This is a genomic window from Camelimonas lactis (assembly GCF_004342915.1).
Taxonomy (GTDB): domain Bacteria; phylum Pseudomonadota; class Alphaproteobacteria; order Rhizobiales; family Beijerinckiaceae; genus Camelimonas; species Camelimonas lactis.
In genome coordinates, this window is the sequence record NZ_SLWL01000003.1 from 17608 (window position 1) to 42699 (window position 25092).

General features: G+C 66.9%; 22 protein-coding genes. 6 read left to right on the forward strand and 16 right to left on the reverse strand.

Translation table 11 applies throughout. The annotated features are described in order from the left end of the window. Nucleotides 1-22: 22 nt before the first annotated feature. The 5 genes from EV666_RS04630 to EV666_RS04650 form a co-directional block, all read right to left on the reverse strand. Complete coding sequence (locus tag EV666_RS04630) at nucleotides 23-1459, reverse strand: phosphomannomutase (RefSeq protein ID WP_245514211.1); 1437 nt, start codon at nucleotides 1457-1459, stop codon at nucleotides 23-25. Nucleotides 1460-1831: 372 nt separating this feature from the next. Further along, nucleotides 1832-3250 carry a mannose-1-phosphate guanylyltransferase/mannose-6-phosphate isomerase gene (locus EV666_RS04635; protein ID WP_132003829.1) on the reverse strand — a complete coding sequence of 473 codons (1419 nt, stop codon included), beginning with the start codon at nucleotides 3248-3250 and terminating at the stop codon, nucleotides 1832-1834. 147 nt (nucleotides 3251-3397) lie between these two features. After that, on the reverse strand, nucleotides 3398-4027 hold the full coding sequence (locus tag EV666_RS04640; protein WP_132003832.1) for a TPM domain-containing protein: 630 nt from the start codon (nucleotides 4025-4027) through the stop codon (nucleotides 3398-3400). A gap of 46 nt (nucleotides 4028-4073) precedes the next feature. Further along, on the reverse strand, nucleotides 4074-5054 hold the full coding sequence (locus EV666_RS04645) for a TPM domain-containing protein (protein WP_132003835.1): 981 nt from the start codon (nucleotides 5052-5054) through the stop codon (nucleotides 4074-4076). A 178-nt stretch (nucleotides 5055-5232) separates the two neighbouring features. Next, on the reverse strand, nucleotides 5233-5808 hold the full coding sequence (locus tag EV666_RS04650; RefSeq protein ID WP_132004551.1) for a LemA family protein: 576 nt from the start codon (nucleotides 5806-5808) through the stop codon (nucleotides 5233-5235). Nucleotides 5809-6079: 271 nt separating this feature from the next. On the opposite strand from EV666_RS04650, the gene EV666_RS04655 reads away from it, so the two are divergent. Continuing rightward, a complete protein-coding gene (locus EV666_RS04655; RefSeq protein ID WP_132003837.1) occupies nucleotides 6080-6733 on the forward strand; it encodes a LysE family translocator in 654 nt (217 codons plus the stop codon). Nucleotides 6734-6736: 3 nt separating this feature from the next. Here the strand turns inward: EV666_RS04655 and EV666_RS04660 are convergent, their stop codons facing one another. The 10 genes from EV666_RS04660 to EV666_RS04705 form a co-directional block, all read right to left on the reverse strand. Next, nucleotides 6737-7267, reverse strand: coding sequence for a hypothetical protein (locus EV666_RS04660; protein WP_132003840.1), 531 nt, complete (start codon nucleotides 7265-7267; stop codon nucleotides 6737-6739). 315 nt (nucleotides 7268-7582) lie between these two features. Next, nucleotides 7583-8875 (reverse strand): dual-specificity RNA methyltransferase RlmN, encoded by a 1293-nt coding sequence (gene rlmN, locus EV666_RS04665; RefSeq protein WP_132003843.1) that lies wholly within the window; start codon nucleotides 8873-8875, stop codon nucleotides 7583-7585. A 15-nt stretch (nucleotides 8876-8890) separates the two neighbouring features. Further along, nucleotides 8891-9781, reverse strand: coding sequence for a bifunctional methylenetetrahydrofolate dehydrogenase/methenyltetrahydrofolate cyclohydrolase FolD (gene folD / locus EV666_RS04670; RefSeq protein WP_132003846.1), 891 nt, complete (start codon nucleotides 9779-9781; stop codon nucleotides 8891-8893). Nucleotides 9782-9974: 193 nt separating this feature from the next. Continuing rightward, the gene (locus EV666_RS04675; protein ID WP_132003849.1) at nucleotides 9975-10310 is read right to left on the reverse strand and encodes a DUF167 family protein; all 336 of its coding nucleotides are present in this window, start codon (nucleotides 10308-10310) and stop codon (nucleotides 9975-9977) included. Nucleotides 10311-10327: 17 nt separating this feature from the next. After that, nucleotides 10328-10618 carry a YggT family protein gene (locus tag EV666_RS04680; RefSeq protein ID WP_132003852.1) on the reverse strand — a complete coding sequence of 97 codons (291 nt, stop codon included), beginning with the start codon at nucleotides 10616-10618 and terminating at the stop codon, nucleotides 10328-10330. A 94-nt stretch (nucleotides 10619-10712) separates the two neighbouring features. Then, nucleotides 10713-12227: a VWA domain-containing protein gene (locus EV666_RS04685; RefSeq protein ID WP_132003855.1), complete on the reverse strand. Its 1515-nt coding sequence runs from the start codon at nucleotides 12225-12227 to the stop codon at nucleotides 10713-10715. Nucleotides 12228-12291: 64 nt separating this feature from the next. Further along, nucleotides 12292-13302, reverse strand: a complete 1011-nt coding sequence (locus EV666_RS04690; RefSeq protein ID WP_132003858.1) for an AAA family ATPase — start codon at nucleotides 13300-13302, stop codon at nucleotides 12292-12294. Nucleotides 13303-13406: 104 nt separating this feature from the next. Then, on the reverse strand, nucleotides 13407-14453 hold the full coding sequence (locus EV666_RS04695) for an acyl-CoA dehydrogenase family protein (protein ID WP_132003861.1): 1047 nt from the start codon (nucleotides 14451-14453) through the stop codon (nucleotides 13407-13409). 179 nt (nucleotides 14454-14632) lie between these two features. After that, nucleotides 14633-16438: an acyclic terpene utilization AtuA family protein gene (locus EV666_RS04700; protein WP_132003864.1), complete on the reverse strand. Its 1806-nt coding sequence runs from the start codon at nucleotides 16436-16438 to the stop codon at nucleotides 14633-14635. A gap of 216 nt (nucleotides 16439-16654) precedes the next feature. Further along, nucleotides 16655-17593, reverse strand: coding sequence for a glutamine amidotransferase (locus EV666_RS04705; protein WP_132003867.1), 939 nt, complete (start codon nucleotides 17591-17593; stop codon nucleotides 16655-16657). A gap of 305 nt (nucleotides 17594-17898) precedes the next feature. On the opposite strand from EV666_RS04705, the gene EV666_RS04710 reads away from it, so the two are divergent. The 4 genes from EV666_RS04710 to EV666_RS04725 all read left to right on the forward strand — a co-directional run bounded on the left by EV666_RS04710 (nucleotide 17899) and on the right by EV666_RS04725 (nucleotide 22543). Beyond that, nucleotides 17899-18219: a hypothetical protein gene (locus EV666_RS04710; protein WP_132003870.1), complete on the forward strand. Its 321-nt coding sequence runs from the start codon at nucleotides 17899-17901 to the stop codon at nucleotides 18217-18219. 156 nt (nucleotides 18220-18375) lie between these two features. Beyond that, nucleotides 18376-19704 (forward strand): cytochrome P450, encoded by a 1329-nt coding sequence (locus EV666_RS04715; protein WP_132003873.1) that lies wholly within the window; start codon nucleotides 18376-18378, stop codon nucleotides 19702-19704. Between the two features lie 238 nt (nucleotides 19705-19942). After that, nucleotides 19943-21055, forward strand: a complete 1113-nt coding sequence (locus tag EV666_RS04720; protein WP_132003876.1) for an NAD(P)-dependent alcohol dehydrogenase — start codon at nucleotides 19943-19945, stop codon at nucleotides 21053-21055. A 69-nt stretch (nucleotides 21056-21124) separates the two neighbouring features. Further along, nucleotides 21125-22543, forward strand: a complete 1419-nt coding sequence (locus tag EV666_RS04725; RefSeq protein WP_132003879.1) for an aldehyde dehydrogenase family protein — start codon at nucleotides 21125-21127, stop codon at nucleotides 22541-22543. A 488-nt stretch (nucleotides 22544-23031) separates the two neighbouring features. Here the strand turns inward: EV666_RS04725 and EV666_RS18165 are convergent, their stop codons facing one another. Beyond that, nucleotides 23032-23382 (reverse strand): hypothetical protein, encoded by a 351-nt coding sequence (locus tag EV666_RS18165; RefSeq protein ID WP_165909893.1) that lies wholly within the window; start codon nucleotides 23380-23382, stop codon nucleotides 23032-23034. On the opposite strand from EV666_RS18165, the gene EV666_RS04735 reads away from it, so the two are divergent. Beyond that, nucleotides 23315-25087: an N-acetylglutaminylglutamine amidotransferase gene (locus EV666_RS04735; protein ID WP_132003882.1), complete on the forward strand. Its 1773-nt coding sequence runs from the start codon at nucleotides 23315-23317 to the stop codon at nucleotides 25085-25087. The two genes, EV666_RS18165 and EV666_RS04735, sit on opposite strands and share 68 nt — an antisense overlap. Nucleotides 25088-25092: the final 5 nt, after the last annotated feature.

Here is a 25092-nt window from a genome sequence, read left to right on the forward strand (position 1 = left end):
TCTTTCGCTGCCGTAGACCTCTTTACCACATGGATTCGGCGTCAAATCTCACGAGGCTGCGCGGTAGCGCGCTAAACACCTCCCTCAGCAAGGTTTTCACCACTTCCCCACTTTCGGCCTCCACATACACCCGCAATTCCGGCGCGTTGCCTGAGGCGCGCAGGTGCAGGGTGGAGCCGTCGCCGAGGGTCATGCGCAGGCCGTCGCGGCGGTCACGCGCCACCACGCCGCCGCGGCTGGCGAAGGCGGCGTCACGAAATGCTGGATCGTCATCATCGAGCCGGGCGATGAGCGCGGCGGTTTTCTCCTGGGGAACATTCTGCAACCGGTCGGACAGCGCGCAGTAAAACCCCGCCTCATTCGCCAGTTCCGCCAACGGGCGGCCCCGTCGCGCCGCAAGATCAAGGCAGGCAAGAATGGGCAGCATGGCGTCGCGCGTCGACAGGGCGGGCAGGCTGCGGCCGCCGCGCTGCACATCCGACCCCAGCAGCACGCCGCCGTTGGCCTCAAAGCCAACCACGATCGCAGCGCCTGCGGCTTTGGCCTCGGCCATGCCCGCGATAACGTAGGGACTTCCAACTTTGGTGCGCAGCACCTGACGGAACTGGCCCAGTTTTTCGAGCGCGGAATTCGACGTCACCGGCGTGACGATAACGTCAGCGCCCAGCGCCGTCGCCGTCAATGCGCCCACCAGATCGCCGCGCAGGAAGGCCCCGCTGGCGTCGCTGACCAGCGGGCGATCGGCGTCTCCATCCGTCGAAACGATGGCGTCCAGCTTCTGCTCGCCGGCCCACTGACGTGCAAGCGCATTGTCCTCCGGGCGCAACGCCTCCGTGTCGACCGGAATGAACGAGGACGCGCGTCCCAGCGGAACGGGCGTGGCGCCGGCGGCGCGCAGCACGTCGCACATGACGTCGCGGCCGACGGACGAATGCTGGTAGACGCCAACGGTCATGCCCTTCAGGGCGTCCGGACCGAAGAATGCGGCGTAACGATCAAGATAGGGCGTCAGGGCGTCATGGGCGGTTGCCCTGGCGGTGACAGCTGGCGCCTCCGTAATGGCGAGCCGCGCCTGCCAGGCAGAAATACGAGCCTCATCACCCTTGTTGATCTCTCCATCCGGCCGGTAGAATTTCAGCCCGTTGCGATCTTCCGGAATGTGGCTACCGGTCACCATCACCGCTGGCGCGCCAGCCGCCATCGCGGCCAGCGCCAGAGCCGGCGTCGGAACCGCGCCGCAATCCACTGGCGCAAAACCGGCGTCAGCGATCGCCTGAATGCACAACGCCGCGATCTCCGGGCTGGACGCGCGCAGGTCCCGGCCAACCATGACGGGCCCCGTGACGCCGCCCTCGCGCATCACCTCGCAAAACGCCCGCGTCCAGGCGTAGGCCGGCATACCCAGCAGTTCCGTAACCAGTCCCCGGAGGCCGGAGGTGCCGAACTTCAGCGACGTCATGTTGATCCAGGCTCCCTGTCTGCCGGGTACGCGTTCGACCGCGAAACGGAGGCGTGTGGCGTAACGGATCTGCGCCGCGCCACGAACTCGGGCTCACCGCAGTGGCGTCACAGAGGGTTGGCCGGCTCGGGCCGTTAGCTCCCGTACGGGCCGCCATCCTTTGAACAGGCGCGGTGCAACCGCAACCACGCGCCGTCGTGGATAGCAGAACAGGCGCGACCATCATGAAGGGGCGTGCTGCGGCCAGGACTTTCGCTGAGCGAGCCAGAGTTCTGAACTGCCATTACAGCATGTCCTCCGCGCCGGAGCGCCCTTCGCCCAGACGTTCGCGCACAACGTCAGCCCAGCTCATCTGGCCAACCGGGCACACCCTCACACCCGCCTGTAGATGTCCTCAATACGGACGATATCGTCCTCGCCGAGATATGAGCCGACCTGCACCTCAATCAGTTCCAGGGCAATTTTTCCGGGATTGGCCATACGGTGCACGGCCCCTATCGGCAGATAGATTGATTCATTTTCATGAACCACCAGTATCTCGTTGTTGCGCGTCACCTCGGCGGTGCCGCGCACCACGACCCAGTGTTCCGCGCGGTGATAATGCTTCTGCAACGACAGGATGCCGCCCGGCTTTACGGTGATTCGCTTCACCTGATGACGATCGCCCATATCGATCGACAGATACTTGCCCCAGGGACGCTGGATCTCCCGGTGCTGTCCCGCCTCCGCCTCGCCCTGACGGGCAATCAGCTTCACCATGTCCTTCACTTTGGCGGCCTGGGCGCGCGGGACCACCAGCGTCGCATCGCGCGTCGAAATCACGGCGACGCCGTCGAGGCCGATTACCGCGACAAGCCCTTCCCCGGAGTGGATCAGATTGTCCTTGCCGTCGAGCACATAGCCCCGCCCCTGAATGGCGTTGCCGTCTGCGTCGCGGTTTGAAAGCTCCCATACCGCGCCCCAACCACCGACATCAGACCAGCCGAAATCCCCGACGACGACCGCCGCCTTGTCCGTCTGCTCCATAACGGCGTAGTCGATGGAAATGGCTCTGGCCTTGCCAAATGCTGCGCCGTCGAGGCGCAGGAACGACAAATCCCGCTCGGCGCCAGCCACGGCGCTGGCCACCGGCTGCTGCACATCTGGCGCAAGCCGCTGCAACTCCTGTCGCATGAGCCGGGCGGGAAAGATGAAGTTCCCCGAATTCCAGAGATAACCTTCGAGCAGATATCCGGCCGCCCGGGCGGCGTCGGGCTTTTCGACGAAAGCCTCGACACGACGGCCGCCGCCGCCAATATCCTCGCCCGGACGTATATAGCCGTAGCCGGTCGCCGGACCTGTCGGCGGAATGCCGATGGTGACAATGCGCCCTTCCGTCGCCACCCGCGCGGCCAACTCGCAGATTTCTACGAACCGCCGGCCATCCTGAACCACGTGGTCGGCGGCGAAGACGCCAACGATCGCGTCCGGGTCGCGAAGCGCCGCCAGTTCAACGGCCGCCGCGACTGCGGCGGCTGAATCACGGCGCGCCGGCTCCAGCACGATCTCCGCGTCAACCCCGGCCTGCGCCAGTTGGTCCTGGACTGTGAACCGGTATTCGGCATTGGTAATGACAATCGGCCTGCCAAAGACCACAGCATTGTCAAGCAGGCGCATGACGCGCTGGAACGTCGACTCGCCGCCAAACAGCGAGATGAACTGTTTGGGCATCGAGTCCCGGGAAACTGGCCACAGACGCGTGCCGGCGCCGCCGCACATGATAACCGGGATGAGCTTCGTCAGGTCAGACATTCATAGCCCCGTCGCCAGAAGTTCCTGATGGCTGGACGACTATGGGGCCGGGCAAGCATAACTGCAATCAGCTTATAACGAACATGTTTTTTTCTTTGACTTACTGCGATTGGCAAAAATCCATATCCGTTCCGGCATCATCGTTTGTCACAAAAGAATGACATGATCCGCCAGCTCATTCTCCTTTTGGCCAGGGAGCGCCGGATGATGGAGAGCGAGAATGGCGCCAATGCGCGTCACCACGGCGACCAGGCCGTCGGCGACGCGTTCCGCCTGGATGGCGCCGACCAGATCGTCCACGGCCGTGCGCCACGCCGCCTCCTCCACGCATGAAGCGACGCCTTCGTCAGCGATCACCTCGACGTAGTGCTCGCCAGCGGCCAGAAAGATCAGCACGCCGGTGCGGCCGCTGGTGGCCGAGAGGCCGCGCGCCGCGAACTGGCGGTGGGCGGCCTCGCGCGCCCGCTCCCGCTTCAAAAAACCCGGCGTCAGGGCCAGCCGCGCCGGGCGCCAGGCGAGAATGCCCCCCAACAGCGCGGTGACGATGATCTGCGCCAGCCAGATGCGTCCGGCGCCCCACCCGGTTGTCAGCAGCAGCACGCCGGGGGTGGCGAAACCGGCCGAAGCCGCCAGAAACAGGGCCCAGCTGCGATATTCGCTGGCGGCGCGCGCCACGATGCAGACGATCTCGCCTGTCGTCCGTTGCTCGGCGTCGGCGATGGCCGCTGCAACCCGTTTGCGCCCGGCTTCATCCAGCATGTCGTATGTTCTCCCCATGGCGGTCCCGCCTCTCCACCAGAGAGGACCAGCCGACGCCGCTCAATCACCAGCTCCCCGACGCGCCGCCGCCGCCTGAGGAGCCGCCGCCGCCGCTAAAACCGCCGCCGCCAAAACCTCCCCCTCCGCCGCCGAAACCGCCGCCCCAGCCACCGCCCCAGCCGCCGCCGACAGGCGGCAGCACCACCGGCCCCCAGCGCCCGGTGCGGCTGCGGTGCATGCCGTTGCGACCGCCGCCGCCCGCCATGCGCGACATGATGCGGATGAAGATCAGCAGCAGGATGACATAGAAGATAACGGCCATGATGGACGGGCCATGGTCCTCCGCCCGGGCATCAGCGCGCCGGCTCCACGTTTCGGCGTCGCCGGTCAGCACGTCGACCATGGCGTCGACGCCGGCCTCGACGCCGCCAGCGAAATCTCCCTGGCGAAATTTCGGGATGATGGCGCTGTTAATGATGACGCTGGAGATGGCGTCGGTCAGGCCGCCTTCAACGCCATAGCCAACCTCGATGCGCACCTTGCGCTCGCGCGGCGCCACCAGCAGCAGCGCGCCGTTGTTTTTCTCGCGCGTCCCCAGCCCCCATTGCCGGAACAGGCGGTTGGCGTAGTCCTCAATCGGCAACCCGTCCAGCGAGGGCACGGTGGCCACCACGACCTGGTCGCTGGTTTTGGCCTCATAGGCCGCCAGCCTGTCAGCGATGCGCGCCCGCGTCGCGTCATCCAGAATATGCGCCGCATCGACCACCCGGCCGGTGAGGCGCGGAAACGAGGTCTTGCCGGGCGTGGCGTCCGCGGGCGGAGCCTCCTGCCCTGCCACCGGCGCAGGCTGCTGCGGAGCGCTTTGAGATGACGGGGCGTTTTGGGGCGGCGGCGCCGGGGTAACGGGCGCGGCGCGCTCTTGCGCCGAAACATGCCCCGGCTGCGCCGTCACGGCCACGCCCGCCAGCAGCGCGCCCACGGCCAGCAGCGCCAGGGCTGACGCACAGCGCCGCCAAACCCAGGTCGATGCGCCTGTCAGCGCCATGGCGTTCTGCCTCCGGTTGTCAGGTGTGTGGCGGACAGCATGTCCGGCCGGCGGCGCTGATCGGCGCCCCAGCCGGACAATGCCCTGGAGCGGTTTTCGCCCAATCCGGATCGGAAACCGCTCCAGCTTTCTTGAGCGAATTCTGACCGATCAGCCATCTGGCTGACCGAAAAGCGGGCTAAAACTTCACGGTCGGCGCGGTCTGCGCGCCCTCTGCGGCGGCGAAAGTCTCCATGGGTTTGGCCGACGGGTAAAGTATCTTCGCCACCCATGCGCCGGGAATGGTCGTCAACTCGGTATTGTAAGCCCGGACCGCCTCTATGTAGTCGCGTCGCGCAACAGAAATGCGGTTTTCCGTGCCCTCGAGCTGCGATTGCAACGCCAGGAAGTTCTGGTTGGCCTTGAGGTCCGGATAGCGCTCAACACTGACCAGCAGGCGGCTGAGGGCGCCGCTGAGTTCCGACTGGGCCTGACTGTACTGTTTGAACTTTTCGGGATCGGTGACGGTGGAGGCGTCCACCTTGACCTGGGTGGCCTTCGCCCGGGCCTCGACGACCTGGGTCAGGGTTTCCTGCTCGTGGGTGGCGTAACCCTTCACGGTCGCCACCAGATTGGGGATCAGATCAGCGCGGCGCTGGTACTGGTTCTGCACCTCGGCCCATTTGGCCTTGGCCTGCGCCTCATAGGTCGGCACGGCGTTGATCTGGCCGCAGCCGGCGAGCGGCGCGGCGATGACAAGCGCTGCGAGAACCATGCGAATTCGGGAAAACAGGGCCACTGGCGCCTCCGGTTGGCGGGCATTCCATACAGAATGCGGTTGAGCGGAATCTCAGGCCTCAGGAAATTTTCGCCAGCGTCGCCGGAAAGCTCCGGTTGCAACGCCGGCGCGTTGCACTAAACCAGAATAGCGCCAAACGGTTCCGCGTGCGACGTCTCCAACGTTCCTGTGAGCGCGGCCGGGCAGGCCCTTCCGGCATGTCCGGCCGGGCCCGGGGCGCCAGATACATGTTCAGGCGATATTTCCCATGGATTTCATACCCACCCTTCCGATACTTGCATCCTATACGCTGGCCTGCATTATCCTGTTCATCACGCCGGGCCCGGACATGAGCCTGTTCCTCGCCAAGACCATTGGCGAAGGCCGCCGCCCGGCCCTTGCGGCGGTGGCGGGGGCGGAAAGCGGCTGCCTCATCCACACCCTGCTGGCGGCGCTCGGCGTTTCCGCCCTGCTGGCGGCGTCGGCGACGGCCTTCCTGGTCCTGAAGATCGTCGGCGCCCTGTATCTTCTCTGGCTGGCCATTGGCGCCATCCGCCATGGTTCGGTGCTGAAGGTGGAGGCCCCCGTGCGGGCGCGAAAGCCGTCGCCGCTGTTGCAGTCCTATCTGACCGGCCTTGGCATCAACCTCACCAATCCGAAGGTGGTGCTGTTCTTCGTGACCTTCCTGCCGCAGTTCGTCAGCGCCCATGATCCGCACGCCATGGGCAAGCTGGCGTTTCTGGGGGTGTGGTTTGTCGTGCTGACTGCGCCGCTGTCGGTGTCGCTGGTGCTGGCGGCGGGAGCGATTGTCCGGGGCGTGCGCGCCCGACCCTGGCTGGTGCGGGCGCTGGACTATCTGTTCGCGGGAATTTTCGGTCTGTTCGCCCTGAAAATCCTGGCGACCCAGAGCCGTGGCGCCTGAGCGTCAGGGCGCGGAGGGCGTGCCGGCGCCTGGCGCAACCGCCGGCGCATCCGGGCGCGGCTCGCCCCCGGCGCTGCGGCCAGCCACCAGCCAGTAGGCCAGTCCGGCCATGGCCCCGCACAGGAACAGCGCCAGCGTCACCCGGCCCTCGCCCCAGTTGCCGGACAGCGGATCGGCCGAATAGCCGGTGCGGGCCGCCCAGGGCAGGGCCGCCGTCAGCACGCCGGTCGCGCCGGAATACCAGATGAACGAGCGGATGCGGGCGATTTCGCCAATCAGGCCGATCAGCGTCGGCGGCCCGGCCAGCACAATGGCCAGCACCGTCCACATGCGCATCAGCAGCTCAAACCCGGCGCGCGGATCATCATAGGCCAGGGCGTTGAACGCGTAGTCGATCAGGGACCGGGCGGCGAGCGCGATCATGCGGCCAAAGGCCGGCTCGGCCAGCGCCGCGAACCCCAGGGTCAACGCCCCAACCGAGAAAGCGCAGCACAGGGCGAACAGGATGAGAAAAGCCCGACCGATCACGCCCATGGCGGCTCCTTCAGGGTGTCCAGCGAGCAGGGCGCCGCTTCGCCGCAAACGCGCCAGTTCGAACAGGTAGAGCAGTTTTCCGGAAAGGCGGCGGCCATTTTGCCGGAAAAGCGCGTCACATCAGACAGTCGCACAAAGCGCCGGCCCGGTCAGGATGTCGAGGCCCGTTCCGGCCCCGCCACCCGCCGCCTTCGGCCGGCGCCCATCGTCCGAACCTTCGCCCGAACCTGCGCACGGCGCGGGCCGTCATCTGCTGTAGCGCCTTGTATATGGCGCCTTGCGCGGAAAATGGCAGGCCCTCCGAAAACGCCCGCCTCAGGAAGCCGCTTCCGCGGCCGGATCGCCGCCGTTTTCCAGCATCAGCCGGGCGCGGGCGCGCAGCTTTTCGGTTTCGCTCTTCAACTGGCCGCAGGCGGCGAAAATGTCGCGGCCGCGCGGCGTGCGCACCGGGCTGGCGTAGCCGGCGCGGAACACGATCTCGGAGAACGCCTCGATGGTGTCCCAGTCCGAGCACTCATATTTCGTGCCCGGCCACGGATTGAACGGAATGAGGTTGATCTTGGCCGGAATACCCTTGAGCAGGCGCACCAGCTCGCGCGCATGGGTCGGGCTGTCGTTGACGCCCTTCAGCATCACATACTCGAAGGTGATGCGTTTGGCGTTCGACAGGCCAGGATAGTTACGGCACGCCTCCAGCACCTCGTCGATCTTGTACTTCTTGTTGAGCGGCACGAGGCCGTCGCGGATCTCGTTGGTGGTCGCGTGCAGGGAAATCGCCAGCATCGCGCCGATCTCTGCGCCCGCCTTCCCGATCATCGGCGCCACGCCCGCCGTCGACAGGGTGATGCGGCGCTTGCCGAGGCCGATGCCGTCGCCATCGCTCATGGTGTCGACGGCGGCCTTGACGTTGTCGAAATTGTACAGCGGCTCGCCCATGCCCATCAGCACGATATTGGTGACCAGTCGCCCGGCCGGAACCGCGTCGTCATCGTGCTGAACGGCCTTCGAGGCCTTGTTGGGTCCAGGGACGCTCCAGTCACCCAGCCGGTCACGCGCCACCATCACCTGGCCAACGATCTCCGCGTCGCTCAGGTTGCGCACCAGCCGCTGGGTGCCGGTGTGGCAGAAGGTGCAGGTCAGCGTGCAGCCCACCTGGCTGGAGACGCACAGGGTGCCGCGATCCGCTTCCGGAATGTAGACGCACTCAATCTCCGCGCCCCTGTCATGCGGCCCGGTCGCGGGCATGCGCAACAGCCACTTGCGGGTGCCGTCGACGGAAATCTGCTCGGAAATCACCTCCGGCCGGTCGAGGGTGTAGCGCTCCGCCAGCGCGGCGCGCAGAACCTTCGAGATGGTGGTCATCTCCTCGAAGCTGACGGCGCCGCGCACGTAAATCCAGTTGAACAGCTGGGCCGCGCGCATGCGCAGCTCCCGGTCCGGCACGCCGATCTCCGCCAGCGCCTCACGCAGCCCGTCGCGAGACAGGCCAGCCAGCGAACGCCGGGCCGGCGCCGCGACGGCCTCCGGCTGCGGCGCGGCGACAACGGCGTCCGGCTGCGGCGCAGCCGGGCGTCTGGCCGGGGAGTTGAGATCGATCAGGACGGTCATGGCGGTTTACTACGGTCAGAATGTGGGCGGGGTAAGGCCGCGGCGCAGGCTGGCCGCCGTCAGGGTATTGGCGAGCAGGCAGGCGATGGTCATCGGGCCGACGCCGCCGGGAACCGGGGTGATGGCGCCGGCGATCTCCTTCGCTTCCTGGAAAGCCACGTCGCCGACGAGGCGGGTCTTGCCCTCGCCGCGCTCCGGCGCCGGAATCCGGTTGATGCCGACGTCGATAACCACGGCGCCTGGCTTGATGTAATCACCACGGATCATCTCCGGGCGGCCAACGGCGGCGACCAGCACATCGGCGCGGCGGCAGACCTCCGGCAGATCGCGGGTGCGCGAATGGGCGACGGTGACCGTGGCGTTGGCGGCCAGCAACAGCTGGGCGATCGGCTTGCCGACCAGGTTGGAGCGGCCAACCACCACCGCTTCCTTGCCGGAGAGGTCGGGCAACACCGAGCGGATCAGCATCATCGAACCCAGCGGCGTGCACGGAACCAGGCCAACGGCGCCATTGGCGAGACGGCCGGCGTTGGCGTGGGTCAGGCCGTCCACGTCCTTGTCCGGATGGATGGCGGCGATCACCGGCTCGGCGTCGAGCCCCGCCGGCAGCGGCAGCTGCACCAGAATGCCGTCCACCTCCGGGTCGGCGTTCAGACGCGCCACCAGCGCCTCCAGTTCCTGCTGCGACACGTCGGCCGGCAGCCGATGCTCGAACGAGCGCATGCCGACCTCGACAGTCTGGCGCGCCTTGGAGCCCACATAAACTTCGCTGGCCGGATCATTGCCCACCAGCACCACGGCAAGACCGGGATGCACGCCGTTGGCCTTCATGGCCTCCACCGCAGTGGCGATCCGGCCGCGCAGGCCTTCGGCGAAGCTTTTGCCGTCAATGATCGTGGCGCTCATGAATGTCGGTCTCCAAAGGGCGTCGGCAGGCGCCTGCCCGGCTATCCCGGCTTCGGAATGCCAATAGCCGGTCGGGGCGAGCGCCCCGCCGGTTCCGTGCCGGTCCTGAAATTCCGCCTGTTCCTATAACATTTTCAGGCGCGGTGAAAACCGCCTTGCGCGCACAAATCCGCGCCTGGCGGTCGCCCTGGGATCAGTCGCCGCCCGCCAGCCCGGCCAGCCGGGCCGCGAGCTCAGCGGGGCTGGCCGCGCCTGCGGCGATGCTCAGCGTCTTGACCCTGGCCGTATGGCCGCCCGTTACCTCGACCTGGGACGCGGCGACGCCAAGGCTCTTCGCCACCAGCCTGGTCAGGGCGGCGTTGGCCTGCCCGTTCTCTGGCGCGGCGCGCACCCGGGCCTTCAGCACCGGCCGGCCGTCATCGCGCATCTCCACCCCTTCAAGGGCGTCGCGGCCGCCGCGCGGCGTCAGGCGCACCATCAGGCGCAGGGCGCCGTTGTCGATGCGCCAGGGGCGCTCCCCGTCCGCCATGATCTGTCCGTCCCCGGTCAGATCACCGCCGGGTAGAGATAGAGCACGATGACGCGCTGCAGGAAGAAGATGATCAGCAGCAGGATCACCGGCGAGACGTCGACCCCGCCCAGATTGGGCAGGATATTGCGGATCGGCCGCAACGCCGGCTCGGTGACGCGCTCCAGGAATGTCCATATGGCGCGCACGAAATCGTTGCGGACATTCATGACATTGAAGGCGACCAGCCAGCTCAGGATCGCCGATGCGATGATGAGCCAGGTGTAAATCTCAAGAACGACCATGAGGACGTCGAGAATAGCGCGCATAAGCCCTCTCACCTGCAACAGAAACCTGCCGCCGGTTTAAACCGGAACCATAGCGCGAACAAGCGTGCTGGCGCACGCACACGTCGTCGGCGCGTCAGGCCGCCGTGCGCAGCAGGTCGGTGACCACCCGCTCAAGCTCCTTCAATGAACCGCAGCTGATGCTGCGGTTGCAGTAGGCGGCGTAGATGGGCATGACGCTGTCGCCGCTACCCCAGCGGCTGCGGTGCTCGGGGTTGAGGAACAGCACCCGCTTCGCCCGCTGCTGGATGGTTTGCAGGATGTCGGCGCGCGGGTCGCCATTATTGTTGCGGGCGTCGCCGAGGATGATCACCGTCGTGCGCCGGTCCACGTCGTCCAGCGCCAGCTGCTCGAAATCGCGGAAGGCGTGGCCATAGTCGGTGGAGCCGCCAAAGCGCTGCAGCGTGCGGCCCATGGCGACGTCGGGCGGATAATTGTCAAACAGCTCCGTCACCTCGCCCAGGTTGCTGGAGAAGGCGAAGGAGCGCACCTCCGGCAGCACCTCGTGCAGGGAGTGCAGGAACAGCAGCAGGAAGCGCGACACCTGGGCGACCGATCCCGAGACGTCGCAGATCAGCATCACCCTGGGCCGGTCGACCTTCGTGCGCTTCCAGATGGTGTGGAACGGCACGCCCTCGAACTGGATGTTGGCCCGGATCGTCCGCCGCGCGTCCAGCGTCCCGCGCCGCGCTTTGGTGCGCCGGCGCGAGTGCAGCGACACCAGCCGCTTGGCCATCTTGCGCACCAGCCCCTGCATGATCTGCATGTCGGAGCGTTCGATCAGGCCGATGCGCTGGCTGGCCAGCATGTCCTCGCGCAGCCGCCGGCCCTCATTGCCGGCGAACAGCTGCATCTGGGTTTCCACATACTCCCGCACCTGCTCGTGCAGGCCCGCGCGCAGGCCGCGCAGCCGTGTGGCCCGCGCCGCGGCGGCCGCGTTGGAGCCGCCCTCCGCCTGGTCGATCCAGCGGCCCAGCTCCTCGCTGCCCATCAATTGCAGGATGCGCCACTGATACATGCCGCGCTGGGTGAAAAAGCGGATATCGGAAAGCCCGGCCTGCTGCGCCGCTTCGGCCAGACGCAGCGCCAGGTGGGCAGCGTCGCCGGCCTCGAGCAACTGCGCCAGTTCCTCGGCCATGGTCAGGCTCTCGCCTTCCGCCCCGAACATCCCGGCGTCCTGGTCGCCGCCGGCCTTGTCGCCAGGTTTGCCCTCGCCCTTGCCGGTCGCCTTGCCGGAGCCCTGGCCCGAACCACCCGAGGACGCCATGCCAGTGACGCCGGCTTCCTCGTCGTCGCCGTCGGCCTGGTCGTCAGGGCCCTGCTCTTCGGCGTCGCAGTTACCGGCGGCGCTGTTGGCGGGTTCCGGCGGCGTGAACGGCGCGAAGGCGAAGAACCTGTCGAAGACGTCCCAGAACGCCTCCTTGTCAGCGTCGGACTTGGCCAGCGCCTGGGAGAGCCCGTGCGCCAGCAGCATACGGTCCTCATAGCCCACCAGCCCGAGCACGGCCTCCGCGTCGATCACCTCGGACGGCGAAATGCGTACGTCGGCCTCGCGCAGGGCCTTGATGAATTCGCCGAGAACCTGGGTCATGGCTTCCTTCCGGAGCAGCGGCGCGCGGGCGAGGGACCCGCGCCGCCTTCTCCCGTCTTGCTGTTCAGCGCAGGTTCGATTTGGCCTTGCCAACCAGATCGTTCAGCTTCTCGCCGACCCGCTCGATATCGTCCTGGAACTTCAGCAGCACGTTGAGGGTGTTCTCCACCAGCGCGCGGTCGAGTTCGCGGGCGTGCAGCAGCACCAGGGTGCGGGCCCAGTCGATGGTTTCGCTGATGGCGGGGACCTTCTTGAGGTCCATCTCCCGCAGCGACTGCACGAAGGCCACCAGCTGGGTGCGCAGCTTTTCCTCGGCGTCCGGCACGCGCGAGCGGATGATCGCCCGCTCCAGCGCCTGGTCCGGGAACGGAATGTGCAGGTGCAGGCAGCGGCGCTTCAGGGCGTCGCTGAGGTCGCGGGTATTGTTGGAGGTGAGGAAGACGATCGGCTTCTGGCGCGCCCTGATCGTGCCCAGTTCCGGAATCGAAATCTGGTAGTCCGAGAGCAGCTCCAGCAGAAAGGCCTCGAACTCGTCGTCCGCCTTGTCGATCTCGTCGATCAGCAGCACCGCGCCTTCCGGCTCCCACAGGGCCTTCAGCAGCGGGCGCGGTTCGAGGAATTCCTCGGAGAAGAAGGTGTCGTCGAACTCGTGCAGCCGCGCCACCGAGGCCTTCAGCCCCTCGGCGCCGGAGAGCACGTCGGCCAGCTTGTCCTTCAGCACCTGGGTGTAGAGCAGCTGCTTGGAATATTTCCACTCGTACAGCGCCTTGGCCTCGTCGAGGCCCTCATAGCATTGCAGGCGGATCAGCGGCTTGCCGGTGATGGCGCTGACCGCCTTGGCCAGCTCGGTCTTGCCGACGCCGGGCGGTCCTTCCACCAGCATTGGCTTTTCAAGGCTCTGGGCGATGAAAAGGGCCGTGGCGATGGCCTCGGAGGAAATATAGCCCTGCGCGCCCAGCAGACGGTGAATGCTCGCGACGCTTTCGGACGGCGTGCGCGCCGCGTCGTTCGCCGCGCGCAGGCCATCCCTGGCCTGGTCGCCGGCGGGCGCGTTCTGATGAATGGCGGTGGTCATGGAAATGATCTGGCCTCTTTAACCCGGATCAGCGCGATGCGGGGATACCTTTGGGATATCTTTGCTGGAGCATGTCCAGGAGGATAACCGGTGAAAATGCTGTCTCACTCTGTTGAGCCGGCGCCGGCGCGAACCCGCTCCGCCAGGCGCGCCTGGTAAACGCCCCGGGCATGACGCGCCACCGTGGCCATCAGCGCGAACCATTTGAACAGCCGCTGCGCGTCCGCGCTGTCAGCCCCGCCGCCCGGCAGGACCGCAAGCCGCTCCAGCGCCAGCGCGTTCAGGTTCTTGACGCCCACCAGCGTGGCGATGTCATGGTGCTCGCGCCCCGGGCCTGCGTCCAGGGCGCGGGCGGCTTTCTCCGCGCCCATATGGATCAGCGCGGCGAAACCGGCCAGGGCGCCAATCTCACCGTCCGCTTCCGCGGGAGCCGCGGTCGCCGCCTTCGCCAGCAGCGTCTCAAACGCCGCCGCCTGCACGCTCAGCCCCACGGAATCCTCCAGCGTGCGGAACGGCAGCGCCAGCCGGGTGAAGGCGTCGCCGTCAACCGGCAGCAACGCGTCATCTGACAGGAAGACGTTGTCGAGCACAACCGGGCAATGCTTGCCATGCTTGCCCGCGTCGTCGCCGGCCTGGATGTCGAGCCCTTCGGCGTCGCGCGGCGTCAGGAAGGCGCCAAAGCGCTTGCGCCCCTCCACCTCCCCGACAATGGCGATCACGATGATCAGCCCGGCGACCGGCGCGTTGGTCACCCAGGCCTTGCGGCCGTTCAGCCGCCAGCCGCCGGGCGCCTTTTCAGCGCGGGTTTTCAGCAGCTTCGGACGGGCGCCGGCGTCCGGCTCCGAGACGGCCAGGGACAGGGCGATGATCTCGCCCGTGGCCAGGGCCGGCAGCCAGCGCTGCTTCTGCGCCGGCGAACCATGCTCACCGATGAACGCGCGGGTGGCGATCTGGCGCACCGCATAGGCCATGCCCACGGAGGGGTCGCCCGATTCCAGCGTCAGCGCCCGCGCTGTCGCGGCGATGTCAGCATAACCGCCGCCATCGCCCCACGGCGCCGGAAGGCCGACGCGGAACAGGCCGCGCCGTTTCGCTTCCGCCATCCAGCCGGCGGCGGACTGATGCGCGGCGTGGCCGGCCGGCTCGGTCATGATGTCTCTCCCGTTAGAGCCGGACCTGCTGATGTTGAGGCGCTTTTGCGACCCAACAGGCGCCTCCGTCTCGTTTGGCGCGCTGGCGCGCCCTGGGGCGTCCGCGTGCTTTTTATTTTACCGCAAAGGGCGGCGGCGTCGCCCGGAGAGGACGCCGCCGCCGGTATCCCGACAGGGTCTTAACGCCGCAGCAGGCTGGCCGGAACCTTCACCGGCATGTCGAGCAGCTGCTGCGCCTTGCCCTTGGCCAGCGGATCCATGCGCAGGCTGGCGAACTGGCCGCCGCCCAGCGCGTCCATCAGGTGGAAGTTCATGGCGTTGAGGCCCGGCAGTTCGTAGGTCCGCACTTCCGGATTTGCTGCGCCCTCGAATTCATGGGCGAAGAACTTCAACAGCGCGTCCTGGGTCAGGGCCCGACGGATCACCGGCAGCAGCGCCGGATCACGGGCAATGACGCCGACGTTGAAGGCGTCGCCCTTGTCGCCGGAACGGGCCCAGGCAATGTCGACCAGCGGAACCTCCACTTCGTCGTCATTGGCCGGCAGCGGCGCCTCGCTGATCTGCGGCCGCACCAGGCGGGCCGGATCGAACGGCTGGGCCGACGCGCCTTCCTGCACGGCGATGCGCTGGTCGCCCAGCGAGATGACCGGCGTCACTTCAGAGCGCGGGATCAGGAAGGAGAACACGCGCGCCACCGGCGAGATCGCCGGACGGCCGCCGAACCAGCCGGTGGTGCCCACCGACATCGAGGTGGTCGGCGCGTCGAACTCGCGCAGGAACAGGTCCATGGCGCGGCGGTCGTCGTGCTCGACGCCGATGCGGGCGACGACTTCGCGCACGCCCAGATCACGCCCCTGCGCGCCATAGCTGGCCTCGGCGCCCAGGATTTCCACGCGCGAGGCGCGGAAAGGCCCAAGATTGCGCTGGCGCAACATTTCATCGAGGCGGGTCAGCACGGCTTCAGCCTGCCGCTGCGCCTTGCGCGCCGCGTCGCGACCCACCACCGGGCTGGCGGCGATGCAACGCCAGCCGTCTGTCCACGTCACCGACACCTTGTAACAGCCGGAAGGCGCATAGCCGCGCGTGTTGTCCACCAGCACCCGGTTCTCGCCGACCGGTTTCACCGTGACGGCCGAGAAATCGCACACCACGTCCGGCAGGGCGTAGGCCTGCGGGTCGCCAACCTCGTAAAGGATCTGCTCGGCCACCGCGGCCGGCGACACCAGCCCGCCCGTGCCCGGCGGCTTGGTGACGACGAAGCTGCCGTCCGCATGGCATTCGATCACCGGATAGCCGATGTGCGCCCAGTCCGGCACGTCTTCCCAGTCAGTGAAGAGCCCACCGGTCGCCTGGGCGCCGCATTCGATGACGTGACCGGCCAGCGAACCGGCGGCCAGCTGGTCGTAATCCGTGTCCTTCCAGCCGAACTCATGGATCAGCGGGCCGAGCGTCAGGGCGGAATCGACGACGCGGCCCGTGATCACCACGTCGGCGCCCTCGGCCAGGGCGCGGGCGATCGGGAAGCCGCCAAGATAGGCGTTGGCGCTCAGCACCGCGTCGGCGGCCGGGAAGGCGTCGCCCTTGAACATCTCGGTCTTGCCGGCGAATTCCGGCAGGCGGCCGATGAGATCGTCGCCTTCAATCACCGCGATCCTGAAGGAAAAACCGGCGTCAGCGGCGATTTTCTCCATGCGCGCCCGGCAGGCGTGCGGATTGACGCCGCCAGCGTTGGTGACGATGCGCACGCGCTTCTCGCGAATGGCGGCGAGATTGTCTTTCCACACCCAGTCCGTGAAGTCGCGGGCATAGCCCTCATCCGGCTTCTTGCGGCGCACACGGCCCAGCACCGACATGGTGGCCTCGGCCAGATAGTCCAGAACCAGATAATCGAGGTCGCCGCCGGCGATCAGTTGTGGCGCGGCGACTGATGAGTCGCCCAGAAATCCGCCTGCGCCGCCAATCCTCACGGCTTTCTTGCCGGCCATGGTATGCCTTCTCCCGAACAATCGCTTGATTGGGGAGGCACGTTACATGGCTTGCCCAGGGGCGGCAATGTTCACCAGAGCATGGACGGACGCCCTTTCCGGCGACCAGCACATGACGCAACGGCGCCAGATCATCGCATCCCTGGACGCGACGTCACCGGCGCCTGCCGCCGCCCCGACCTGAACCGGGCCGCCCGCACTGGCCCCGGACCGTGATCAGCGGACGCGGCGAATGACGCGCGGCAGGTCCGGCTCGACGACATGCGCCGCGCCTTCCGTTTCCGCCAGCAGGCGGTCGCCATGGTGCGGCGGGGCCGGATGCGCGCCCGGGTCACCGGCCATGGGATGCGCCGGCGTCCCGTCCAGGCGCTGCGCGCCGCGCCCGCCGTCGAGCCAGCGATCGAGAAACATCCCCAGCCACAGCCGCACCGCCGGATCGTACATGAAGCGGCCGCGATGGTGCAGCGGCGCCGCCTGGGCGCCTGGGGCATTCATGCGGGCGGCGGCCAGGGTGGTCCAGCGATACACCATGGCGTGCGTCACTTCCGGGTGAAACTGGAAGCCGAAGGCCGCGTCGCCGTAACGGATGGCCTGCACGGGAAAATCGTCGCCCTCGGCCAACGCCACCGCGCCGCGCGGCGTGTCGAACCCCTCGCGGTGCCAGTGGTAGACGTGGGTTGGCCACGGCGCGCCGAGCTCATCGGCGAAATCAAGGCCGGCGCGGGTCGGGCGGATGGGGTAGTAGCCAATCTCGGCCCGGCCGTCCGCATGGGCGCAAACATTGCCGCCGAGGTGGCGGCACAGCATCTGGGCGCCAAGGCACAGCCCGAGGAACGGCTTCTCTTCCTTCAACGCCACGCCGATGAAATCCGTCTCCGCCCGCAGCCAGTCGTCCCCGTCGTTGGCGCTCATGGGCCCGCCGAAAATCACCACGCCGGCGTGCAGCGCCAGGGTCTCCGGCAGGCGGTCGCCCAGGCGCGGGCGCCGGATATCAAGCGGGTGGCCACGCTCCGCCAGCAGGCGGCCGACGCGCCCCGGCGTCGAGCCCTCCTGATGCAGAATGATGAGAACCGGCAGTTTGTCCGCGCTCGCCGCAGGGCGCCTGACAAGCTGTTCATCACGCCGCGCGCCGGCGTCACTGAATTTCATCACCATGTCCCAGTCCTGCCGCAGCGCGCAGCTCCGGTATGCTTTGCCTCCAGCCTGCGACCCTGCGGACGCGCCTGTCGGCCAACGATCAATATTTTGGAATCCCGAAGCGCGACAGATGAATTTTCCATCGCGCGCCTCTCCATAAGGTTAATATATTTGCGGCGCGGCCATGGCGCCACGTGCATGGATGCACGCCTCCAGAGGCAACGTTGCAACCGGCGCGTGTCCGGCCCCCAAAGTCGCCGGTCAGGCGCGGATCACCATGCGGCCCGTTATGCGCGGCCGACCATCTGAAGGAAGATTGCGGCATGAGACGGGCGCGCCTCACCTGGACTTTCCTGCTTGCCGCCAGCCTGGCGGGCGTCGTGGAGGCGCGCGCGGCGCTGGCGCCCAACTACCAGCGTCTGGCGGAACTGCGCGCCATTCTTGATGATCCGGCCGTGATCGCGGCCTTCGGCGCCGCGCCCATTACCAGCATCACGCATGTTGGTTCCGACAGCTATCTGGTCGCCAGCGAAACCTGTCAGCTGTCCGTACGCATCGTCGGCCATGCCCTCCCTTCCGGCATGGTCGGCCCGCGCCGTTTTTCCGTGAGCGCTGGCAAGGCAAGCTGTCGCGGCGGCCGGTGAAAACATCAGGGTTGAATCATTAAAAAAACGGGTGACACGGAACACGTGTACCGTATATCCTGCCATCCAGGGCATGAACGACCTTGGCCGCCCCGCGCGGCGCGTACCGGATTGGCAAAAATATCCGGACGGTTTCACAAGCCCGGGAGGACGCACATGACGCAGCAGACAACGGCGGCGACATCGCCCGCTCTTGACCTCGATATTCCTGAAAATCTGGCGCGGGCCCTTGTGACGCCGCGCAGCTACGCCACCGGCGAAACCACCGAAGCGCACCGTTGGCTCCGCGCCAACAATCCGCTTGGCGTCGCCCGGCTCGAGGGCTTCGATCCGTTCTGGGTCGTCACCAGACACGAAGATCTCGCCGCCATCTCCCGCAACAACAAGCTGTTCCTTAGCGGCGAAAAACCAACCACCCTCACCGACCGGGCGACAGACGAGCGGGCGCGGGAAATCACCGGCGGCTCGCCCCACCTGGTGCGCTCGCTGGTGCAGATGGACGCGCCGGACCACCCCAAATACCGCGCCCTGACCCAGGGCTGGTTCATGCCGCAGAACGTCAAAAAACTTGAGGCGGCCATTCGCGGAATCGCCCGCAAGAACGTCCAGAAATTCCTCGACACCGACGGGACGTGCGACTTCGTCAAGGACGTGGCGCTTGGCTACCCGCTTCACGTCATCATGAGCATTCTCGGCGTGCCGGAGCAGGACGAGCCGCGCATGCTGAAGCTGACCCAGGAGCTGTTTGGCGCGCGCGACCCCGAGCAGACGCGCGTCATGGGCGAAATGACGCCCCAGCAGCTGGCGATGATGATCAAGATGGTGCTGGATGACTTCGCCAGCTACTTTGGCGCGATCAGCGAAGCCCGTCGCAAGGAGCCGCAAGACGATCTCGCCACGGTGATCGCCAACGCCATCGTCGATGGCGAGCCGATCTCCGACCGCGAAGCCGCCGGCTACTACACCATCGTCGCCACCGCCGGCCACGACACCACCTCCACCACCACCGCCACCGCCATGGCGGCGCTGGCGGACAATCCGGAGTTGCTGCGCGCGCTGAAGGCTGACCCGTCGAAGATCGGCGCCTTCATTGATGAAGCCATCCGCTGGGCCTCGCCGGTGAAGACCTTCATGCGCTCAGCCAGCGAAGACACCGAGTTGCGCGGCCGCAAGATCGCCAAAGGCGACTGGCTGATGCTTTGCTATGAATCGGCCAACCGTGACGAGGACGTCTTCGAGAAGCCGTACGAGTTTCGTCTCGACCGCACGCCGAACCGCCAGATCTCCTTCGGCGGCGGCGGCCACGTCTGCCTTGGCCAGCACCTCGCCCGCATGGAAATGCGCATCCTTTACGAAGAGCTGCTGCCTTATGTGGCCTCCGTCCGGCGTAATGGCGAACAGCGCATTTCCGAGAGCACCTTCGTCTGCGGCCTGAAGACGCTGCCGATCGTGTGGGAGCGCGATGCGTCGGCGCCCGCGCCGTAACGCCAGAACCGGCGCGACCCGCCAGGCGTGATTGGGCGTGACCTGGCACGGCACGGCATGGCGTGGGACGGGCGGCGACTGACGCCGCGCCGCCGGTGCCATCACGCCTTGCCGCTGGCGATGCCGGCGTGACGCCGCAAGCAGCATCCGGCGCGGTTCGCCGCGCCGCCCCTGTCATGGAGCAGCCCGCCCTGGCGGCCTCGCCAGGCGGGCGCTTCCCGCATGCTGAAAGTCCATCATGAAAGTTCAGGCCGCGGTCGCCGTTGGCGCCGGACAACCCTTCGTATTGCAGACACTCGACCTTGACGAACCGCGTGACGACGAGGTGCTGGTGCGCATCGCCGGCGTCGGCGTCTGTCACACCGACCTCGTGTTTCGCGAGGCCGGCGCCATCCCGGCGCCCGCCGTGTTCGGGCATGAGGGCTCGGGCGTCGTCGAGAAGGTCGGCGCGAAGATCAGCAAGTTCGCGCCGGGCGACCGGGTCGCCATCACCTTCCGCTCCTGCGGCGACTGCGTGCGCTGCGGCTGCGGCGACGCCGCCTACTGTCTGACCATGCCCCAGCTCAACTACGCCGGCATGCGCCCGGACGGCACGCGGGCTTTCCGCGCTGACGACGGCGCGGCTGTCGGCAGCAATTTCTTCGGCCAGTCGTCCTTCGCCACCCATGCGCTCACCTATGAGCGCAATCTGGTGAAAATCCCCGATGACCTGCCGCTGGAACTGATGGGTCCGCTTGGCTGCGGCGTGCAGACCGGCGCCGGGGCGGTGATGCGCTCCATGGCCTGCGAGCCCGGCTCATCGCTGCTGATCACCGGCGGCGGCCCCGTCGGCCTCAGCGCCGTGATGGGGGCGAAGATCCGCCGGTGCGCCACGATCATCGTGGTGGAGCCGCACGAAGCGCGGCGCGCGCTGGCGCTGGAGTTCGGCGCAACCCATGTCATTGATCCCGCCGCGACGCCGGACCTCGCGGCTGCGGTGCGGGCCATCATACCGGACGGCGTCAATTACGCCTTCGACACCACCGGCATCCCCGCCCTGCACGCGGCGGCCCTCGCATCGCTGGCCCCCAAGGGCACGCTTGGCATTGTCGGCGTCGCCGCTCCTGACACCCCATTGCCTGGCGACATCAATACGGTGATGACCTTTGGCTTCACCATTCGCGGCATCATCGAGGGCGACAGCGACCCTGGCGTTTTCCTGCCAGGACTGCTCGAATACTACCGCAAGGGCGAACTGCCGTTCGACCGCATGATCCGAACCTGGCCGTTCACACAGATCAATGAAGCCATCGCCGCCCAGCACATGGGCGAATGCATCAAGGTGGTTCTGTTGATGGACGAGACGGCGTAAGCTGCCGTCGCAACGATCGAAGATGACTGGCCCGCATGCGCCGGCCATGCTTTCTGGGGGAAATGCGCCATGATTTTCAACGACGTTTACGAAATGACGATCAACGGTCGCGGCGTCGCCGGCAGCGCGACCATCGACGTGATCAACCCCGCCACTGGCGAGGTGTTCGCGAAGGCGCCCGACTGCTCGCCCGGGCAGCTGGATGAGGCGGTGGCCGCCGCCAAAGCCGCCTTCAAAACCTGGCGCAACACCCCGATCGAGGAGCGCCAGGCGCTGGTGCGCAAGGCTGGCGAGGCCATCGCCGTCCATGCCGAGGCGCTCGCCCGCCTGTTCACCCGCGAACAGGGCCGGCCCGTCGACGCCGCCATGATCGAGGTCAATGGCGCCACCCAGTGGATGCAGGCGGTGTCGCAGATGACGCCGCCGGTGCATGTGTCGGAAGATTCGGACGACCAGCTGATCGAGACGCGCTATGTGCCGCTTGGCGTCATCTGCGCCATCGCGCCATGGAATTTTCCCATCTCCATGGCGATCTGGAAAATGGCTCCCGCGCTCGTCGCCGGCAACACCATGGTGCTGAAGCCGTCGCCGTTCACGCCCCTGTGCACGCTGAAACTCGGCGAGATTTTCCGCGACATCTTCCCGCCTGGCGTGATCAACATCATCTCCGGCGGCGACCAGCTTGGCCCGCAGATGACCGCGCACCCCGGCTTCGCCAAGATTTCCTTCACCGGCTCCACCGCCACCGGCAAGAGCGTGCTGGCCTCGGCGGCGAAGGACCTGAAGCGCGTCACGCTGGAGCTGGGCGGCAACGACGCCGCCATCGTCATGCCCGACGTGGACCTGGACGCCGTCGCCCAGAAGATTTTCTTCGGCGCCTTCTACAATACGGCTCAGATCTGCGTCGCCACCAAGCGGCTTTATGTGCACGAGGACGTCTATGACGGCCTGCGCGACCGGCTCGCCGGCATCGCCAAAGCGGTCAAGGTGGGCGACGGCGCCGAGCAGGGCACGGTGCTCGGCCCGATCCAGAACCGCCGCCAGTACGAGCGGGTGATGAACCTGCTGGACGACGCGAAGAAGAATAACCTCACGTTGCTGCAGGGCGCCGACGTGCCGGCGAATGGCGGCTACTTCATCCCGGTCACCATTGTCGACAACCCGCCGGAAGACTCGCGGGTGGTGCAGGAGGAAGCCTTCGGCCCGATCCTGCCGATGCTGAAGTTCCGCGACGTGGACGAAGTCATTGAGCGCGCCAACGCCAGTGACTATGGCCTCGCCGGCGCTGTCTGGTCGAAGGACACGGACAAGGCGGTGGAGATCGCCCGCCGCATCGAAACCGGCACCGTGTGGGTCAACCAGAACCTGAACCTGCGTCCCGACACGCCCTTCGGCGGCCACAAGCAGAGCGGCTTCGGCGTCGAGAACGGTATGGAAGGCCTGCTGGAATATATGGTTCCCCAGGCAATCTACGTGGCCCGCAGCTAATCGCCCCACCCGGGGCGGCGCGTCGCCTTGCTGTCAGCAATGGCGATGCGCCTGATCAGGCCTGGCCTGTCGCGGCGGCGTCCGCGCGACCGGCGAAGCGTTTTCCAGCGAAGCCTTTTCCAGCGAAGCCGGGGCCGCGCCTGGCTTTGCCTGGCCGGGACAGAGCGCTTTCCGGTCAGCCAGAACCGGGCTGATCGACCAGAGTTCGCCCAAAACAGGGAAAGCCGGGCCGTTTCCGATCCGGATTGATTGACACCGCGCCAGCCCGGCCATGAGCGCGCGAGGTAAAACGACCACGCGGCCCAAACCGCCGCGCATGGTGATCACCCGGTCGCCAGACTTCCGCCGACGCATTCGCTCCAGCCGCACCTGCCGCCTGCCGCCTGCCGCCTGCCGCCTGCCGCCTGCCGCCTGCCGCCTGCCGCCTGCCGCCTGCCGCCTGCCGCCTGCCGCCTGCCGATCGCGGCTGGGGCCTTCCCGTCGCGCGGTCAATGCTTCAGAGCGTCTTTGCATTTTCTCCCTCGCTTCGCCAGAAACTGAAGAAATAAATATAATAATTTCATCGCAAATTCAGTTGATGTTCCATTATTTTGAAATACTTGAAAATATTTGATCAACACTGAATCACCGAACGTTTCAGCAATTGGCAAATGTCGGCAAATTTCCCGAAACTGATCTGGAACAATTGTGTTTCTCGGGCGTTTCCCAACCACATTTTTGCGTCCGCCGCCCGCCATGGGCGCGCCGGCCGACTGACAGGAGCTTTGCGGTATGTGTGGAATTTGCGGAGAAGTGACATTCAACGGTACGCAAGCCTCACCATCCGCCATCGCAGCCATGAACCAGGTGCTCGCCCCGCGCGGCCCGGACGCCGAAGGCGTGGTGACCCGGGGGCGGTGGGGGCTTGGCCATCGCCGCCTGCAGATCATCGACCTGTCGGCCCGCTCCGAACAGCCGATGACCGCCCCCGATCTCGGCCTCACCGGCGTGTTCAATGGTTGCATCTACAATTACCGCGCCCTGCGCGCCGAGCTTGAGACGCTGGGCCACCGCTTCTTCTCGGAGGGCGACACCGAGGTGGTGCTGCGCGCCTACGCCCAGTGGGGCCTCGATTTCGCCAGCCATCTCACCGGCATGTTCGCCGTCGCCATTGTCGAGCGCGACAGCGGCCGCCTGATTCTCGCGCGCGACCGTCTGGGCGTAAAGCCGCTCTATCTTGCCCGCACGGCCAGCGGCCTGCGCTTCGCCTCGACCCTGCCGGCGCTGCTTGCCGGCGGCGGCGTCGATACGTCGATCGACGCCGTCGCTTTCCGCTTTTACATGAGCTTCCATGCGGTCGTGCCGCCGCCGCGCACCATTCTGAACGGCGTGAAGAAGCTGCCGCCGGCCACCATCCGCGTCATCGACGCCGCCGGCGCCGAAGAGGATCACGTCTACTGGCGCGTCTCTTATGACCGCTCCCGCGAGGACGCCGCGCGCCCGGCGGCGGAGTGGCGCGAGATGCTGAAGGCGTCGCTGACGGAGGCCGTGCGCCGGCGCATGGTGGCGGACGTGCCGGTTGGCGTGCTGCTCTCCGGCGGCGTCGATTCCAGCCTGATTGTCGGCCTGCTCGACGAGCTGGGCCAGAAAGACCTGCGCACCTTCTCCATCGGCTTCGAGGCGGCCAACCAGGAATCCGGCGACGAGTTCGTCTATTCCGACCTTATCGCCCAGCACTTTGCCACGGCGCACACCAAAATCTTCGTGCCCTCGGCGGATCTGCTTGGCGCCCTGCCCGGCGCCATCGCCTCCATGTCCGAGCCCATGGTGTCCTATGACAATGTCGCCTTTTACATGCTGTCGCGCGAGGTCGCGAAGCACGTCCGGGTGGTGCAGAGCGGCCAGGGAGCCGATGAAGTATTTGCCGGCTATCATTGGTATCCGCCGATGGCCAACGCGCCCGACCCGGTGGCCGCGTATGCGAAGGCCTTCTTCGATCGCGACAACGCCGCGCTGAGCCGGCAGATCGGCCCGGCGTACGCCGGCGACGACGTGGCGCTGGCCTTCGTGCGCGAGCAGTTCGCCAGGCCTGGCGCCGATGATCCGGTGGACAAGGCGCTGCGCCTCGACACCACCGTCATGCTGGTCGATGATCCGGTGAAGCGTGTCGACAACATGACCATGGCCGCCGGCCTTGAGGCCCGCGTGCCGTTTCTCGACCATGATCTGGTGGAGCTGGCTGCGCGCATGCCCGCCAGCCTCAAGCTGGCGGATGGCGGCAAGGGCATCCTCAAGGACGTGGCGCGCACGGTGATTCCGCCGCAGGTCATTGACCGGCCCAAGGGCTATTTCCCGGTGCCGGCGCTCAAATATCTCGACGGGCCCTATCTGGAGCTGGCGCGTGACGCGCTCGGCTCCACGGCGGCGCGCCAGCGCGGCCTGTTCCGGCAGGACTGGCTGGAGACGCTGTTCGCCGACCCGCGCGCCCACATCACGCCCCTGCGCGGTTCGGAGCTGTGGCAGACGGCGCTGCTGGAAATGTGGCTGCAGACCCAGGGCGTCTGAGGGAG